The sequence below is a fragment of the Marinomonas sp. ATLA20 genome (assembly GCF_057180105.1).
Genome location: NZ_JBXUKU010000004.1, coordinates 118,254 through 133,979, shown reverse-complemented (window position 1 = coordinate 133,979; position 15,726 = coordinate 118,254). Strand labels below are relative to the sequence as shown.

The following is a 15,726-nucleotide window of genomic DNA, read 5'->3' as shown; positions in this document are numbered from 1 at the left end:
ATGCATGACTTTAATTGCTTTGAATCAAAGCACATTTTTGGACATTTTTGTTACTTTGATTCGTAGTAAAATTGAATCTCACTGGGATTAAAGCCTTCTCAGTACTATAAAAGGTCTACAAAAAATAACCTATAACGTATTATTTTGTAGACCAATTCATAAAATAATTTGCTCAAGACCACCCAGCTTTCACGTTCAATTTTCCTCTATAGCAACTTTCACCAACTTAGTCTTTATAAAGGTGGTGATGAGATTATCCACAACATTCAAACCACACCATGATTTGAATAGTAGGCTATTGGAATTATCAACGACTACCTCTATGCCACTTACACTAATCATTAAGCCCGAAAAAAAACTCTTTAGTTGCCATAAACAAAAATAGCAACTTATTAGTTTCCTTATGATAAATCTACTACAGCAAATCAAAAATCGTCGTTTAGCACTGAAACTCAAGCAGAATGACATGCCTATGCGTATTGGTATTTCTAGGCAGCAGTACAAACGGCTTGAAACAAAGAGCAACCCAAGACTCGATATACTTGAACTGATTGCCCAAGGTCTAAATAGCGACATCATGCTGATCCCAAAAGAAAAGCTGAATGCTGTTTTAGCTGTTCTTAAAGTGATGGAAACAACACATCTTTACCGCACAAACAGCCTGATCACTCTGATGAACAAAAAAGGCTATCGGATGCTCCATGGAAAGGGTTATTAGAATATGGAGGCGAATATTACAACGGAAATTAGTGTTCTTAAGTTGACGTTACATGGCCAACGACCTCTAAACTTAGCAAAAAAGAAATATGATTTTGGAGTTCAAAATGAAAACGCTAGAACCTCAATCACAACTTGACTTTATTAATAGCCTTTTTTCAGGGTTTAATATCATGTCTTCAACAGATTACCTTTCTATTGTTAGATCCGGTGTTAGTGGAAAAAATTTGCAAGCGATCATTGCCTTAGCTGTTATAATTTAATCCATCTTACTTGATGAAAAACATAATTTAGTTTTAACTCGTCCCTTAGAGAACATCCGATTAAGTCGACAACATGAGACAATCTAGCTGACTTAATCTGACTCCCCCCTATCGACCATGAACCAACTTTCCTTTGCAGATACCGAATTCACCAGTAAACGCCGTAAAACCCTCAAAGAGCTTTTCCTTGGTCGGATGAATGAACTGATTCCATGGCAGCAGCTTGAAGTTCAAATTGAGTCGTTTTACCCTAAAGCTGGCAATGGCTGGCGTCCATACCCTCTAGCTACCATGCTACGCATTCACTTTATGCAGAACTGGTACAATATGAGCGATCCAGCGATGGAAGATGCCCTTTACGAGATTACCTCTATGCGACTGTTTGCTGGCTTATAATTAGAAGGCGCAATCCCAGACCACACGACCATCATGAACTTCCGTCACTTGCTTGATAAGCACAAACTGGGTCGTAAACTCTTTAAAGAAGTAAACAAATAGCTATCTGATTCCAGTATCTACTCTAAAGAAGGGACGATTGTGGATGCAACAATCATTGAGGCAGCGAATTCCACCAAAAATAAATCAAATTCCCGTGATCCCGAAATGTACCAAATTCAAAAGGGGAAGCAATGGATCTTCGGGTTAAAGGCTCATATCGGTGTGGATGCAAAACGAGGTCTGGTGCATAGCTTCACCACGACGCCTGCCAATGAACACGATCTAAACTAACTACTAGAGCTTCTTCATGGTAATGAGCATTTGTATCGGCTGACTAGGACTACCGAGGCGTAGATAAGCGCTTAGAAACAAAGGATAAGAAAGTCGATTGTTTAGTGGCTGCGGTACCTAGCAAGACACGTTCTTGGAAAAAGCACCCTCGTAAAAATAAGCAGACAATCAAAAGAAAATACTTAAAGGCGAGTATCAGAGCAAAAGTCGAGCATCCGTTTAGAATTCTGAAATGTCAGTTTGGGTTCCGCAAAGCCGTCTACAAAGGCCTGTCTAAAAATGACAACAAGCTCGCCGTACTGTTTGCGCTTGGAAATCTGTTACGAACAGATCAGATGAAACGGTCTGCGCGGGGATAGCCCGTCCAAATGACGGTTTTTTAGCTGCTTAGAGCAGCCTACATAACGTAAAAATGCGGCTAATTGGCACTTTTTAAGAATTGTTGGGATGCGGAGCAAGCCAGGTCAGAATTATCTGACTTGTTGGTAGCATCCCCAACGATAAGTCAGCAAACAAACGAATGGACGCGATCTCATACTAAGCATCTTCCATCGCAGGATCACTAACGTTATACCAATGTTGCATGAAATGAACATGGAACATGGAACATGGAACATGGTTGAGAGTGGAACATGGTTGAGAGTGGATAAGCTCTTCTGCCATTGCCTGCTTTGGGATAAAAAGGCTCAATGACCGCTTCTAGTTGTTCCCAAGGCATCAACTTATTCATGTGAGAAAGGACAATTTTCTTACGTGTTTTACGTCGTTTGTTGTTGAGGTCGCTTTCGGCAAAAGTGAGTTGGTGTGACATGGTTGGGCTCGATGACTTAAAAAGAGATTATCTCATGGCAGAGACTTATTCGCATATTCCTTAGTTATTTGTAATAAAAATGGGTAGGGTTACGTCTAATATACTTATATCAGATTAGACGAACTTCTCGTCTCTTTCATATTTCATAAGAGGTTTCTCTATGCTGGGTTTTGCTAGTATCCGTGGTCGTCTCAGGGCGAGTTATTTGGTTTTGTTGGTATTGTTAGTATTGGTAGTGGTGTTATCTGTCAGTCGTTTTCAGCTTCTGTCTGGCAATATCCGCAGCATAGTAGATGAGAATGCGGCTTTGGTAGAGTTGACTGGCGAGCTCAATGTGAATGCAGAGAGTTTGGCAAGCCGTTTGTTATTGCTCTTTGTACTGGAAGAGAGAAATGCTCGGGTGGCGATTTATAAAGAAATTGATGAGCGCAACAAAAGCTTAGACGCCAATCTAGAGAAGATGGCTCAGTTGGTACAAACCCCGAAAGATAAGGCGAGCATCGAAGGATTAAAAACACAACGTAAAGTCTATCAGGCAGCGCTTCAAGCGACGGTAGAGGCGTTAGAGTTCGGTGAACTTGATGATGCCAAAAAATTGATGGCTGGCACGACTCGTAATGAGCTACAAACGTTTTTAAAGCAAGCCTCTGCGCTGTCCGAATACGAACGCAATATGATGCAAGAGCGTCAGAAGGAAGTTTTGTCTGAATCAGAATTGGCCATTTGGTTGACGGTTGGTGTTGGTGTTCTGACCGTTTTAATGGTTTTAATCATGTCCGTTTTGATCTCTCGCAGCATTGTTAATCCGCTTAATTATGTTATCGCGCTATTGGATAAATTTGCTCATGGAGACCTATCGCAAGACATTACGTCAACGCAGAAAGGCGAAATTGGTCAGTTATTAGATAGCGTGAAACGTATGCAGATTAGCTTGGCAGGTGTGATTGATAAAATCGATAAGAGCGCAAAAACCGTTGTCGAAGCGGCTAGCGAGATTCGCACCAATGTGGCTGATGTTAATAAAGGTTCTAATATTCAAGCAGTGATGGCAAGCGATATTCAAGGCTCGGTAAAAGAATTATCTAATGCTGCGAATGTGATGGCCGATCATGTCAGCGTATCGCGTAATCAGGCTGAAGCAGCTCATGATTTGGCGAAGCATGGTAAGAAAGTCATTACCTCTGCTGTAACGGATATTACCGCTGTAGCGGCTTATATCGAAGAAACGTCTAAAGCTGTTGCTGAGCTAAACAAAAGCGCAATGACGGTAACTGAGTTTGTAAACGGCATTCGTAATGTGGCAGAACAAACCAACCTCTTGGCGTTAAATGCTTCTATCGAGGCCGCACGAGCGGGGGAAAGTGGCCGAGGCTTTGCGGTGGTGGCCGATGAAGTTCGAAATTTGGCAACGAATACTGCACAGGTGACCTCATCCATTGATAAAGTGATAACAACCATCAGCAGTTTATCGTTGCAGATATCTAATGAAATGGTGCAAGGCCAAGAAAAAATGCGTTACGGCGTTGCGCAAATTGAAGATGTTGTAGCACCTCTGAGCCAATTAGAGGCAGATTCTGCTAAATCCTTAGAAAGCTTAGATGGTTTGTCGCAATTAGCTCAACAGCAGGCAAGAGAAGCAAATGATATTGCAGCACATGTGACTCGTATTGTTGAGGTGACGGTCAATAATGAGCAGACATCAAAACGTTTGAGTAAGCTCACCGACGCATTATCCGGCGCCGCAGAGCAAACTCATGAAGCAACGTCTACCTTCAACTTGCCGACTAAGTGATAGGCTGATTAGCATTTAAAAAACAAGCGATCTAAAGAGAATCCACCAGCACCACGCCACATGATTAATAGCGCAATTGTTAACCATGTGGCGTGTGTTGGATAAGCATCAGGATAAACGAAAAGCTGAATAACTAATGTCATACCTGCTAGACCAAATGCAGCGAAGCGAGTAAATAAACCAACTAAGATTAGCGTTGGTAAAATATGTTCCACCAAGGTTGCTAAGGTCGCTGCGATCATTGGTGATATAAGCGGCAAGTTGTACTCATATTCAAACAAAAACAAGGTGGAGTCTTTTAAATGAGGCAAGCCTAATTGAGCTTCCATAGCAATAATATCCAAAGAAAATCCTTCTATTTTGGTTTGGCCAGATTTCCAAAATACCGCAGAAATGGCAAAACGCGCCACGAATAAAAGCAATGACTCGGGTATTTTTCTAAATATATTCTCTGCTGTTTGTAGCATGGTTTTCCCTTATTGTTATTCGTTTACTCTTAGGCGTTGGCTTCAGAGATTTGAGTCAATAATTTCCAATCAATGAGCTTTGCCAAACTGGTGCCGGGGTCAAAGTGTTCATCGTCTGGTATGGCTTCACCTAGAGGTTTCGCTTGCATTAGGTGTTTAATAAAAATGGCATCGGCGTGACAAATAATATGAAGTTCCGCATGAAGATGGGATTTTGATAGCAGCAAGTACTCGCTTTTATCTATCTTTATATCCGCTAACGAATGGTTGTCTGTGCCTTTGTGTGCAAGATAAATTGACCCTATTGCAAAAGGGGAAACAAGAATTTGTGTGGTTGGTGGTAAATGCAGACGCAATTTTTCTGGGTCAGAGGCGTTATTAAATGCCTCTGAAATTTGTGCGTATTCAAGTGTTTTGTACTCTTGTGCATTAGTAAGCGCCAAGAGATTAAATTCGAGTGCGGCAATGTCCGCTAAAAAAGGCACCGTTTTCGCGGGTTCGAAATGACGAACAAAATCAGCGAAATTGTCTCCATAGTCGCTAATGACAGGCGTTTTAGGGGGATTAAATTGAATGTATTCTCGTGCCATAGCGCGAAAAAAGTCCTCACCGACAAGCGTTTGCGTGATAGGAAAAATATCCGCTAGAGCATCTATCAAAGACACAAATACGTTGTTACGGTAAACATTGAAACGAGCTTCTTTTTCAGCGTTTGAATGGCCTTTAACTTCTTCATAGAAAGCATTGTCTTGATTAAGTAAGGTGGCTTTAAAAGGCTTATTCATGTTTGCTTTCCTGTCGGATAGCGGCTCTTATCGTATCGGCTTGCTGTGCTTCAGACAGTAATTCAGCCCAAGTGGGTAAATTGCCATCACGCTCAATTAATGTCGGGCGATCCCCCATGGTAATTAAGGTGTGTCGGTATAAATCCCAGACGTCATGGCAAACAGGTTGGTCATGACTGTCTATTTTTAATGGTACAATAGAATTGTTGTCCAAAGTGTGCCCGGCAAGATGAATTTGCCCAACGGCGGCACTAGGGAAGCTATTAATATAATCGTATGGGTTACTTTGATGATTAAAGCAGGATACTTCGACATTGTTTACGTCGAGCAAAATTCCACAGCCTGTGCGTTGTATCATTTCTCGGATGAAGTCTATTTCGCTACGGTCACTGCTCTTAAATTCAAAATAAGTCGATGGATTTTCGATTAAGACGCGACGTTTTAATACGTCTTGAAGCTGACCTATGTGACCGCAAACACGATCTAATGCCGCTTGATTATAGGCCACGGGTAATAAATCATTCAAAAACTCGTTGTCGTGTGTCGACCATGCCAGATGTTCGGAAAAGACCTCTGGATCCAGGTCATTTACGAGTTGAGCCACACGGTTTAAGTGTTGTTTATCAAGTGGCATCTCTCCTCCAATTGATAAACCAACGCCATGTACCGTAAACGCATAGAACTCACGAATTTTTTGCAAATAATGTCGTGCTGGGCCACCTAGGTTTACATAGTTTTCGGCGTGAATTTCGAAAAAACCAAGCGCTGGAAGGGTGTCGAGAACGTCGTGATAATAAGAAGGTTTTAGACTAACGCCCGTTTTTTGTATAAAGCTCGAAGGCGCAGATGCGCCTTGGCTTTGTGTAGACAGAGATAACATGTGTTATCTGTCTTAGAAGGCTTTCAATTGGCCGTGGCCAGTGGAAGACGTTTTAGACTCAAGATCTGAACAAGTGCCAGCAGGAACTAATTTCCAAGAGTTTGATTGAAAATCCGTTTTAGATGTACCTGCGCAAGATGTGCCTGGGCCTGCAGCACAGTCGTTTTGTCCAGCAAGCGCTACGCCGTAGCATTTTTCTTTGCTTGCCGCTTCAGCTGGAACAGCAACAGCAACAGCAGAAAGGGCGATAGTAGTACCAAGAGCAAGCGATAAAGATAGTTTTGCATTTTTCATGGATAGATCCTCAATATTTTTAAAGTAAGACAAGAATGTCTTTTGTTGCGCTTTGTTTGACGCTGATCCCAATCTATTTATTACACTAATTTTCAAAAAAAATTTATTATTTAACTAAGTCATCTTCTTTTGTATACACCTTTGAAATTTCACGCATTATTTTCATTTTCTTACCGAACTGACGGCAAGGTGAACAAATTGAAGTATGCAGAGTAAGCAGCACTTTTTCTTTGGCTGATAAAGGTCGATCTAGTTTCTCCGAGAGCATTTGGGTCGCTTACTCTTACTACCTTGAAAAAGAACCTTGTACTGAGCAACTGTTTATCTTTTGTAGTCGAGCACGGGATAAAATCAAAATCCTTCAGTGGTCAACCAATGGCTTTTGGCTTCATTACAAACGATTAGAAAATTGTTCGGAAAGTGTAATTTCTAATCAAGTATAAAGTTTTTTATCTATCAGCTTCCTGAATTGCTTTCCAATTTCCTGGATACACCGCATAAAAAATACGAGCGTCTTTACCTTCATATTTTAATTCTGTACCCTTTGGTATCCAAATAATGTCCCCAGCTTCACCTTCGAGCACACATTCATTCGTCACCAGTCGAAAAACACCATCAATCACATAAATCACTTCGTCATACAAGACAGTCCAACTAATAGAGCAATCATCAAAATGCGCCACTCCAGCCCCCATTGTATTACTTAAATCCGTACTAATAGCGCGTGCTACACCCGCGTTACCCGGAGGCCCACCACGATGCATATAAGTTAGGCTTTTGCCTTTAATCAATTTTGCTGACATGTTTTATTTCCTATTGATAAAGAAGTCTACACTTCAGAACGACTTGCAAAACGGGCCATAGTAAGGCGTAAAGGGACACCTACTCTGAGTAATAGTTTGGGCGGCAAACGAGATGGGGTGCCTGAGGCTTGTTTCATATCATGCAGCAAATCACTGTCACGGCCACAAGCCATATCCGCCAACATCATGCCCGAAATGGTGCCTCTTGCCGCTCCTACACTTTGATCACAACAAGAAGCATACACATTATTTTCAAGCTCCCCGAAATAGGTTTCAAAATTACCAGATAAGCCACTGGCGCCTCCCCATGTGTATTGAAAAGCAACATCGCTAAGTTGTGGGTAACGAGCATCAAAAGCTTTACGATGGCGGGTTGTGATCATAGGAATCATGGATTGTGGAGTATTATAATCATAAGCATAACGATAGGAGTTACGCACGATTAATCGTCGGTCTTGGGTCATTCGTAAAGTGGTTCCAGCGTGATCAGCAGGCGTAATCCCCCAATCCAGTTGCCCCCCATATTGTCGCATTTGCTGATCATTCAATGGTTCAGTCATACTGGCAAAGGTCATGATTGGCAAAATACGATCAGTCATATAACCCAGTTCCGAGGTAAATATATTTGTACCTAAGATGATTTTTTTACAGTGTATACGTGCTTTTGGTGTCGCAACCTCAAAACCCTGATTAACCCGAGTAATTGTGCTAACCGCGGTATGCTCAGCTAACTTAACATTTTCCGGCATATTGTCAGCTAACCCTCGCATGAGGGCGGCTGGCTGCATCAATGCTCCCCCCGGAGTGTAAATGGCTGACGAGTAGAAATCGGTTCCGAACGCATCTAACATTTCACTTTGGCTCAAACGGTGGTATTTCTCATCAGCCTTTTGCAACAAGGATTCATAGTGTTGTAAATGCGTATTGCCTCTCGGGCCGACAGCGGCCTGATATTTACCCGCATGGGACCACTGACATTCAATGTTAAAATTCTCTATTTGTGTTCGTAAATATTCTACAGCAACTCGGTTAAGTCTTATAATTCGCTGCTTAAGCTCTTCATCTCCACTTTCAAGATCTCGCTTATGCGGTTGATCAATAACAAAACCAGAATTACGTCCAGACGCACCTTGACCAACCTTAAGAGCATCAATAAGTAAAATCCGACTGTCTGGATTATTTTCCGCCGCTCGTCGAGCGGCAGCACACCCAACAAATCCGGCACCAATGACAAGGATATCCGCTTCAATATCAGCATTCAGTTCAGGATAATCGGACACAATCCCAAGCTGCTCATACCAGCCACAACGGTTATCATAAAGGGGAAGAATCATCGTTAAATACTCACTACATTGGCTTACATTCGCCGTGACTGTTTGAAACGGCATTAAGGATATTATTTCGAATGAGCATTAATATTTCTACTTAAATGAGCTATATTAAGTTTTTTAACGATTTAAATTAGAATAACTTATGATAAAGCCGTCTCAACTGCTAGATACTTCAGCGCTAATAAGCTTTGTGGTGATTACCGAGTCGGACTCTCTTACGGACGCGGCTCGACGTTTAGAGGTTACCCAGTCGGCTGTATCTCAAACCTTAAAACAACTTGAAACAACCCTTGGTGTGACGCTTATCGTTCGTCGAACACGACCTTTACGACTTACGGCAGCGGGTCAAGTGCTGAAACAAAATGCTGATACTATTTTAGGAGATTTGCGACGTCTTAGTAGTCAGGTACGTGATGCCACACACCAAGGGCTTAGTCTATGTCGCTTAGGCCTAGTCACCTCCTGTTCTGAAGTATTTGGCAGCTCACTAATCGCACTTATGAATACTAGGATCGATCAATTAACGCTTCGAAGCGGGCTGACGCCTTCATTACAGCAATCGTTTCTTGAGCGAGAAGTGGATATTTTAATTTCGAATGATGCAATGGATGATGTGAAAGGGCTTGAGCGTCACTCTTTATTTCGTGACCCGTTATTACTGGTATTACCGGAAAGTTTTATGTTCAGTAATCATCTAACACCCAGAGAAGCCCTGAAAAACCTTGCACTTCAATATCCTCTCATTCGATATGGACGTAACACTCATATTGGTGCAATGACCGAGGTAGCACTAAGACGAATGGGGATTTTGACACAGGTTCGTTATGAAACCGATGACACACACACTCTTGTTCGTTTAGTGAAGAATGGACATTGCTGGGGCATCATCAGTGCGTTATGTTTAGCACAAGTGGCTCAAAACACAGACGGTATGCACATACTCCCTTTGGATGATAATCGCCATGCTCGTGACATGTATTTAATCGCTCGTGATCGAGAGATGGGAAATATTCCAGCCGAACTCACTTCGTTTATACGAGAACAAGCTCAAGACATTGTATTACAAACTCTTCAGTCCAGTACACCTTGGTTGAATGCCAGCGCACTGGGACTGCAAGAATAGTCAGCTGTGACTAATCATTCGTTCTGCCGCCACAAGTTCTAGTATCCAGACTCGAAACTCATCCACCCCTGCATTTCTGCGAAAGGTTATTTCGGGCTCTAACATATAGAAACAAGCTTCTGTGTTCAGTTCGTTTGAGACAGGTCTAACAAGCAAACCACTGTCTAAATAATTAGAGATCAATTGTTCCCAGCCCAACGCGACGCCTTGTCCATTTAGCGCAGCTTGAATCAGCATAGGATAGTTATTAAGATTAAGTCGCCCTTTCGGTGACGCTGGCTTCATATCTAGCTGTTGAAACCATTCATTCCAACCCAACCAGTCCTTACTCGAATCCAGCCACAGTAACGTGCTTGAAAAAATATCTTCCGGCTGACTTAATGCTTGTTTGGCAAGAAACTGAGGACTGCAAACTGGAAAAACACGTTCACTGAACAATGGTGTTGCGTTCATTTCCGCTGGTGGCTTACGACAATAAAACAATGCCAAATCAAATTCGGACGGTCTCAGCCCTTTTAAGGTGTCGCTTGCAAAGATTCGAACATCAATATCTGGATATTTTTCTTGAAAACTGGCTAGTCGAGGTAATAACCAAAGCGATGCCATAGCATTGGAGGTGACTACGGTAATCTGTTTATTGTCCTGACATTGGAGGACTTCACCCGTGGCGCTTGCCAACATTTGCAAGGATTGTTGTACGATGAAGAAATAGTCTTCACCAACATCAGTTAACAACAACCCATGCTTAGAACGGACAAATAATGAACGGCCAAGATACTCTTCAAGGTGTCGAATCTGCCGACTAATCGCTCCTTGAGTGACAAAGAGTTCACCCCCTGCCTTAGTAAAACTAAGATTGCGAGCAGTAGATTCAAAAGCCACTAAGCTATTGAGAGGGGGTAAGGGTTTAATTTTCAATCATCAACCTCTTATCTTTTTATTATATAGAGCTGGAGTTTATGCTCCTGCTTGCATGACAGTCTAGCAAGGATTTAGTAGGTAGCTGAAGAAAGACATCAGCCAACTACTTTGTGTTAATGATCCTTTACTCTACTAACCTTAGGATGTCACCTTCTTTTCTTCACTTAAACTATTACATCTTTTCCTGTCGGAGCGTTTTCATAAGACCAGTACTCATCACTAAAATCAGAACGGCAATTGGCAAACCTGCCACAATCGAAGCAGTCTGTACCGCTTTAAGGCCGCCGGCATAAAGAAGACCACCCGCAATAAACGCTAGCATTACCCCCCATATAACTCGTAGCGGCATTGGAGGTTCGGTACTACCTTGCGAAGTAAGAGTACAGAGTACAAGCGTGCCTGAATCCGCAGATGTAATAAAATAAGTGGCCAGCAGTACCACCACTAACATACTCAGCAGTTGACCTGTAAAACCTTTATCCATTTTATTAAATAAAGTAAACACCGCAGAAGCCGGCGACGCCTTGGTTGCCAACAATACATCCCCGCCTTTAAATTCAGCTGCATCACCGACTAAGTGTTCAGATTGAACCTGTGCTTGATGCGCTACTCTATCCTGTTGTTCCATTTTCAATGCCGAACCACTAAACACAGACATCCAAACACAGGTCACTAGAGTCGGTACGATTAATCCGCCCAAAATCATTTCACGAATAGTGCGTCCTCGAGAGATTCGGGCAATAAACATGCCGACGAAAGGAGACCAAGTCATCCACCACGGCCAATAGAAAGCAGTCCACCAATTTTGCCAACCACCATCATTCTGAGTATCAGACCATGTGCTCAAAGCGATGATATTTCCTAAGTAATCCCCTGTACTTTCCAACAGAATATTCAAAATATATCGGGTCGGACCGACAACTAGCAAAACTACAACCAGAAAAATGGACAGTAGCATGTTCCACTCTGACAGCATTCGAATACCGCGCCCAACGCCAGATAACACAGAAAGAATGGCCAAAATACTGACCAAAGCAATTATCAATAATTGCGGTACGATTCCAACATTAATACCGAACACACTGTGCAATCCCGTGTTCATCTGAACCGCCCCCAAACCGAGGGAGGTAGAAATGCCAAAAGCTGTAATCACAACCGCTAGAATATCCACACAATGTCCAATAGGGCCATAAATACGGTCACCAATTAACGGATAAAGTACCGAGCGCATCGTTAATGGCAAGCCTTTACGGTATGAAAAGTAGGACATTACCAAAGCCACTATTATAAACAGAGCCCAAGGGTGTAATCCCCAATGAAACAAAGTGATTCGCATGGCGGTTTGCGCGGATTCATTACTCAATCCTAATTCAGAAAAAGGATTACTCGCATAGTGAAACATGGGTTCAGCGACTGACCAGAAAATCAAACCTATTCCCATTCCCCCGCTGAATAACATCGATAACCAAGAGAGATAACTGAATTCTGGCCGTTCATTATTTCGGCCAAGACGGATATTTCCATATCGGCTCAACATTAGCCAAATCAATAGTCCCAGGACGCCACTCGTTATCGCAAAATAAAACCACTTGAAGTTATAAAGAATACTGTCCGACATCTGCTGAAAAAATGCACCTGCTTCTTTTGCTAGCAAGGCACAAAAAACCACAAAGCCGATTATCAGTACTTTGGATATAAGTGTCACCGTAGGGTCGACTCCCCACTTTAAACCAGAGTTATTTTTCATTGTGCGGTATCCATTTAATTTTTGTTTTAGGAACTATGCATAAACACAGATAACACGCCGCAAGCTAGATTCAGGAGTCTAGTGTTGCCTACAAGCATGGGAGGAAAATCATCTAGATAAAAATAGGCTGCATCAAATCATTTATCCGAATGAGGTGATGAGATTTGGTAATGATTCATTCCAAGTAAAGGTCATGAGTTTTTGTAATGAGATGCGGTCCGAAATATCGTTTGCTGCCTTTTTGCTCCAATCACTACTATAGCGACTGAAACCGAGACAGATAAATAGCCCCTTATTTATCTGTCCTTAACGCTTAAAACCGACTGCCTTTAAAGAAGGGCAAAACATGGAGAGAGACACATGATAATAAAATCTCAGACCATCCCGACGACGACTCTTGACGATGTTCGAAAACCTTTGGCAGAGGCCGTTGGTATGCCCAACGCCGTTTACACAGATGACGCGCTTTTCATTCAAGAGCGTGATGAAGTGCTCGGAAAAACGTGGGCTGCAATCGGTTACAGCAGTGACTTACCTAGCAATGGCTTTACTAAACCCGTTGATTTTATGGGTCTTCCCTTGGCTATTATGCGTAACCGAGATGGTGGTTTTAAAGTATTCCACAACGTTTGCAGCCATCGTGGTTTAAAACTAATAACAGAAGAAACAGAAGTAGAAGGAATGGTTCGCTGCCCTTACCATTCTTGGACGTACGATTTGAATGGAAACCTCAAAGGTACTCCACACATTGGGGGGATTGGTGTCCATAAGGTTGAAGGTTTTTCTTGTGAAAAACACAATCTACGTGAAGTACGCTCTCATGTATGGGCGGGGATGATTTTCATCAACCTATCGGGTGATGCCAAACCTTTTGAAGAACACATTGAGCCACTCATTAATCGATGGAGTGATTTTTGTGGTAAGGATGGCTGGGATAATTTGTACATTGCGCCCACTGGAAGCCAAATGTCTTTGGAAGTGAAGTGCAATTACAAGTTAGCGATAGAGAATTACTGTGAGGCCTATCACCTTCCTTGGGTTCACCCAAGTTTAAATTCCTACTCTCCTCTAGACCAACACTACAACCTTATTATCAACGACGACATGTCCGGTCAAGGAAGCTACAACTATAATTTATCTGATGTCGCTGGCACTCATTTACCTTGTTTTGAAAGCTGGCCAAAAGACCGCTTACGCCATGCTGAGTACGTGTCTTTGTACCCTAATGTATTGTTAGGTATTCAGGCCGATCACTTCTTTACCATCATTCTAGAACCACGTAAGAAAGACCTCACTGTTGAAAACTTACGTTTGTTCTACGTCGGAGAAGAAGCCTGCGGAGACAAATATGCCGCTTGTCGTCACTCTCAACTTGAAGCTTGGAAAGTGGTATTTGGAGAAGATGTTTTTGCTGTTGAAGGCATGCAAGCAGGTCGACAGTCACCGGGGTTCACTGGAGGTGTATTCTCCCCTGTTTTGGATGGCCCAACACATCACTTCCACAGTTGGGTTGCGGATAAATATGCCGCCATTAATAAAGAATGATCCATCTAAAAAACCAACACAGCTTCACGCTGAATTGAACACTGACAGACGAAGGACAGAAATTTATGACAAATAAAGCTTCCCATCACTGGCTCAACTTCATCGATGGTGAATGGCGTGACAGCTCTGACAGCATTGAGATCAGTAACCCTTCTACCAATACTGTTTTTGCCAGTATTGCTTGTGCAAATCTAGCTGACGTAGAAGATGCAATACACGCTGCTAGAAAATGCGTGCAAGAAGGACTCTTGACCCGTCAACGTCCAGCTCAACGAGCCGAATTGATGTACCGTATAGGTAAAGAAATTCGCAATCTTATTGATGAAGGGGCGGATTTATTATGTCGCGAAAATGGCAAATCCTTAAACGACTCTCGAGCAGAATTCGAAGAAGCGGCACGTTACTTCGAATATTACGCAGGCATAACAGATAAAATTGAAGGCAAGTCTATTCCATTGGGAGAAGACTACATTGACTTTACTGTTTATGAACCTCAGGGAATATCCGTGCAAATAGTACCTTGGAACTTTCCTGTTTCTATTTGCGCACGCTCACTCGCGCCTGCTTTAGCGGCAGGCAATACCGTTATCATCAAGTCACCAGAGATATCACCACTAGCCATAACGCTATTAGCCACAGCCTGTGAACGAGCAGGCTTACCTAAAGGAGCATTGGGCCTATTAGCTGGCCCTGGTCGAACAATTGGTGCGGCGTTAGTCGCTCATAAAGAAACGAACCAAATTGTGTTTACAGGTTCTGTTCCAACAGGACGAACTATTATGCGTGACGCTGCTGAAAATGCAGTGCCCTGCATTATGGAACTGGGCGGAAAATCGGCGGCTATCGCGTTTTCAGACGCAAATATAGACCAATTACTCAGCAGCGTTCGCTGGGGGATTTTCTTCAATGCTGGTCAAGTTTGCTCTGCTATGTCTCGTTTATTAGTGCATCGCGATATTTACAACGATGTTGTTAAACGAGTGTCCGAACTCGCCACCAATCTGCGCATTGGTTCTGGTCAAGAAAACCCAGATCTAACACCTGTTGTATCCATGCAACAGCGAGATGCAATCCTAACGATCTGTCATCAAGCCGTTGAAGATGGGGCACGACTTGTCTGTGGTGGACGCGCTGTTGACGGGCTTTCTGGTGCCTTTGTCGAGGCGACTGTTTTCGCAGATGTTACCCCTCAAATGCGACTCTTTAATGAAGAAGTATTTGGTCCTGTTATTGCTATTACGCCTTTTGATAATGAAAAAGAAGCCTTTGAATTAGCAAACAGTACGGATTACGGCCTTGTCGCGGGGGTATTCACTCAGGATTTAAGTCGTGCCATGCGTGCATCTCAAGCATTGGATGCGGGTCAAATTTTCATCAATGAATGGTTTGCCGGAGGGGTAGAAACGCCATTTGGTGGAAACCGATTATCAGGATATGGACGTGAAAAAGGACAGGAAGCCCTTTACAGCTACGTACGTACCAAAAACGTAGCTATTCGTGTTTCTCGATAATATTAAC

General features: G+C 42.6%; 16 protein-coding genes and 2 pseudogenes. 8 read left to right on the top strand and 10 right to left on the bottom strand.

Going from position 1 to position 15,726, the window contains the following annotated elements; translation table 11 throughout:
* Positions 1-403: 403 nt before the first annotated feature.
* The 3 genes and pseudogenes from AC2A4J_RS08680 to AC2A4J_RS08670 all read left to right on the top strand — a co-directional run bounded on the left by AC2A4J_RS08680 (position 404) and on the right by AC2A4J_RS08670 (position 2,068).
* Positions 404-718 (top strand): helix-turn-helix transcriptional regulator, encoded by a 315-nt coding sequence (locus AC2A4J_RS08680; RefSeq protein WP_484175687.1) that lies wholly within the window; start codon positions 404-406, stop codon positions 716-718.
* 106 nt (positions 719-824) lie between these two features.
* Positions 825-980 carry a hypothetical protein gene (locus AC2A4J_RS08675; RefSeq protein ID WP_484175686.1) on the top strand — a complete coding sequence of 52 codons (156 nt, stop codon included), beginning with the start codon at positions 825-827 and terminating at the stop codon, positions 978-980.
* A gap of 117 nt (positions 981-1,097) precedes the next feature.
* Positions 1,098-2,068, top strand: a pseudogene (locus tag AC2A4J_RS08670) (IS5 family transposase).
* Between the two features lie 181 nt (positions 2,069-2,249).
* Here AC2A4J_RS08670 and AC2A4J_RS08665 read toward each other — a convergent pair.
* Positions 2,250-2,520 (bottom strand): annotated as a pseudogene (locus tag AC2A4J_RS08665) (transposase); the annotation flags it as partial.
* 160 nt (positions 2,521-2,680) lie between these two features.
* Between AC2A4J_RS08665 and AC2A4J_RS08660 the strand changes: the two are divergent.
* The gene (locus AC2A4J_RS08660; protein WP_484175685.1) at positions 2,681-4,312 is read left to right on the top strand and encodes a methyl-accepting chemotaxis protein; all 1,632 of its coding nucleotides are present in this window, start codon (positions 2,681-2,683) and stop codon (positions 4,310-4,312) included.
* Positions 4,313-4,320: 8 nt separating this feature from the next.
* On the opposite strand, the gene AC2A4J_RS08655 is transcribed toward AC2A4J_RS08660, so the two are convergent.
* From AC2A4J_RS08655 to AC2A4J_RS08635, 5 genes are all read right to left on the bottom strand, one after another.
* On the bottom strand, positions 4,321-4,779 hold the full coding sequence (locus AC2A4J_RS08655) for a DoxX family protein (RefSeq protein WP_484175684.1): 459 nt from the start codon (positions 4,777-4,779) through the stop codon (positions 4,321-4,323).
* Between the two features lie 29 nt (positions 4,780-4,808).
* Positions 4,809-5,564, bottom strand: a complete 756-nt coding sequence (locus AC2A4J_RS08650; protein ID WP_484175683.1) for an HvfC/BufC family peptide modification chaperone — start codon at positions 5,562-5,564, stop codon at positions 4,809-4,811.
* Positions 5,557-6,444 carry an MNIO family bufferin maturase gene (bufB, locus tag AC2A4J_RS08645; RefSeq protein WP_484175682.1) on the bottom strand — a complete coding sequence of 296 codons (888 nt, stop codon included), beginning with the start codon at positions 6,442-6,444 and terminating at the stop codon, positions 5,557-5,559. Before bufB ends, AC2A4J_RS08650 begins: the two co-directional genes overlap by 8 nt.
* 12 nt (positions 6,445-6,456) lie before the next feature.
* Positions 6,457-6,738 carry a BufA1 family periplasmic bufferin-type metallophore gene (locus AC2A4J_RS08640; protein WP_484175681.1) on the bottom strand — a complete coding sequence of 94 codons (282 nt, stop codon included), beginning with the start codon at positions 6,736-6,738 and terminating at the stop codon, positions 6,457-6,459.
* Positions 6,739-6,844: 106 nt separating this feature from the next.
* The gene (locus tag AC2A4J_RS08635) at positions 6,845-7,006 is read right to left on the bottom strand and encodes a zf-HC2 domain-containing protein (RefSeq protein WP_484175680.1); all 162 of its coding nucleotides are present in this window, start codon (positions 7,004-7,006) and stop codon (positions 6,845-6,847) included.
* Here AC2A4J_RS08635 and tnpB point away from each other — a divergent pair.
* Entirely contained in the window at positions 6,969-7,181 is a 213-nt protein-coding gene (gene tnpB, locus AC2A4J_RS08630; RefSeq protein WP_484175679.1) for an IS66 family insertion sequence element accessory protein TnpB, read from the top strand. The two genes, AC2A4J_RS08635 and tnpB, sit on opposite strands and share 38 nt — an antisense overlap.
* A gap of 6 nt (positions 7,182-7,187) precedes the next feature.
* Here the strand turns inward: tnpB and AC2A4J_RS08625 are convergent, their stop codons facing one another.
* Positions 7,188-7,541 carry an ethanolamine utilization protein EutQ gene (locus tag AC2A4J_RS08625; protein WP_484175678.1) on the bottom strand — a complete coding sequence of 118 codons (354 nt, stop codon included), beginning with the start codon at positions 7,539-7,541 and terminating at the stop codon, positions 7,188-7,190.
* A gap of 26 nt (positions 7,542-7,567) precedes the next feature.
* Complete coding sequence (locus AC2A4J_RS08620; protein WP_484175677.1) at positions 7,568-8,929, bottom strand: NAD(P)/FAD-dependent oxidoreductase; 1,362 nt, start codon at positions 8,927-8,929, stop codon at positions 7,568-7,570.
* An 85-nt stretch (positions 8,930-9,014) separates the two neighbouring features.
* Here AC2A4J_RS08620 and AC2A4J_RS08615 point away from each other — a divergent pair, with 85 nt between their 5' ends.
* Complete coding sequence (locus AC2A4J_RS08615) at positions 9,015-9,995, top strand: LysR family transcriptional regulator (protein WP_484175676.1); 981 nt, start codon at positions 9,015-9,017, stop codon at positions 9,993-9,995.
* Here the strand turns inward: AC2A4J_RS08615 and AC2A4J_RS08610 are convergent, their stop codons facing one another.
* The gene (locus AC2A4J_RS08610; protein WP_484175675.1) at positions 9,996-10,913 is read right to left on the bottom strand and encodes a LysR substrate-binding domain-containing protein; all 918 of its coding nucleotides are present in this window, start codon (positions 10,911-10,913) and stop codon (positions 9,996-9,998) included.
* Between the two features lie 175 nt (positions 10,914-11,088).
* The gene (locus tag AC2A4J_RS08605; RefSeq protein WP_484175674.1) at positions 11,089-12,663 is read right to left on the bottom strand and encodes a BCCT family transporter; all 1,575 of its coding nucleotides are present in this window, start codon (positions 12,661-12,663) and stop codon (positions 11,089-11,091) included.
* A 360-nt stretch (positions 12,664-13,023) separates the two neighbouring features.
* On the opposite strand from AC2A4J_RS08605, the gene AC2A4J_RS08600 reads away from it, so the two are divergent.
* Both AC2A4J_RS08600 and AC2A4J_RS08595 read left to right on the top strand, forming a co-directional pair.
* The gene (locus AC2A4J_RS08600) at positions 13,024-14,208 is read left to right on the top strand and encodes an aromatic ring-hydroxylating oxygenase subunit alpha (protein WP_484175673.1); all 1,185 of its coding nucleotides are present in this window, start codon (positions 13,024-13,026) and stop codon (positions 14,206-14,208) included.
* 65 nt (positions 14,209-14,273) lie between these two features.
* Entirely contained in the window at positions 14,274-15,719 is a 1,446-nt protein-coding gene (locus tag AC2A4J_RS08595) for an aldehyde dehydrogenase family protein (protein WP_484175672.1), read from the top strand.
* Positions 15,720-15,726: the final 7 nt, after the last annotated feature.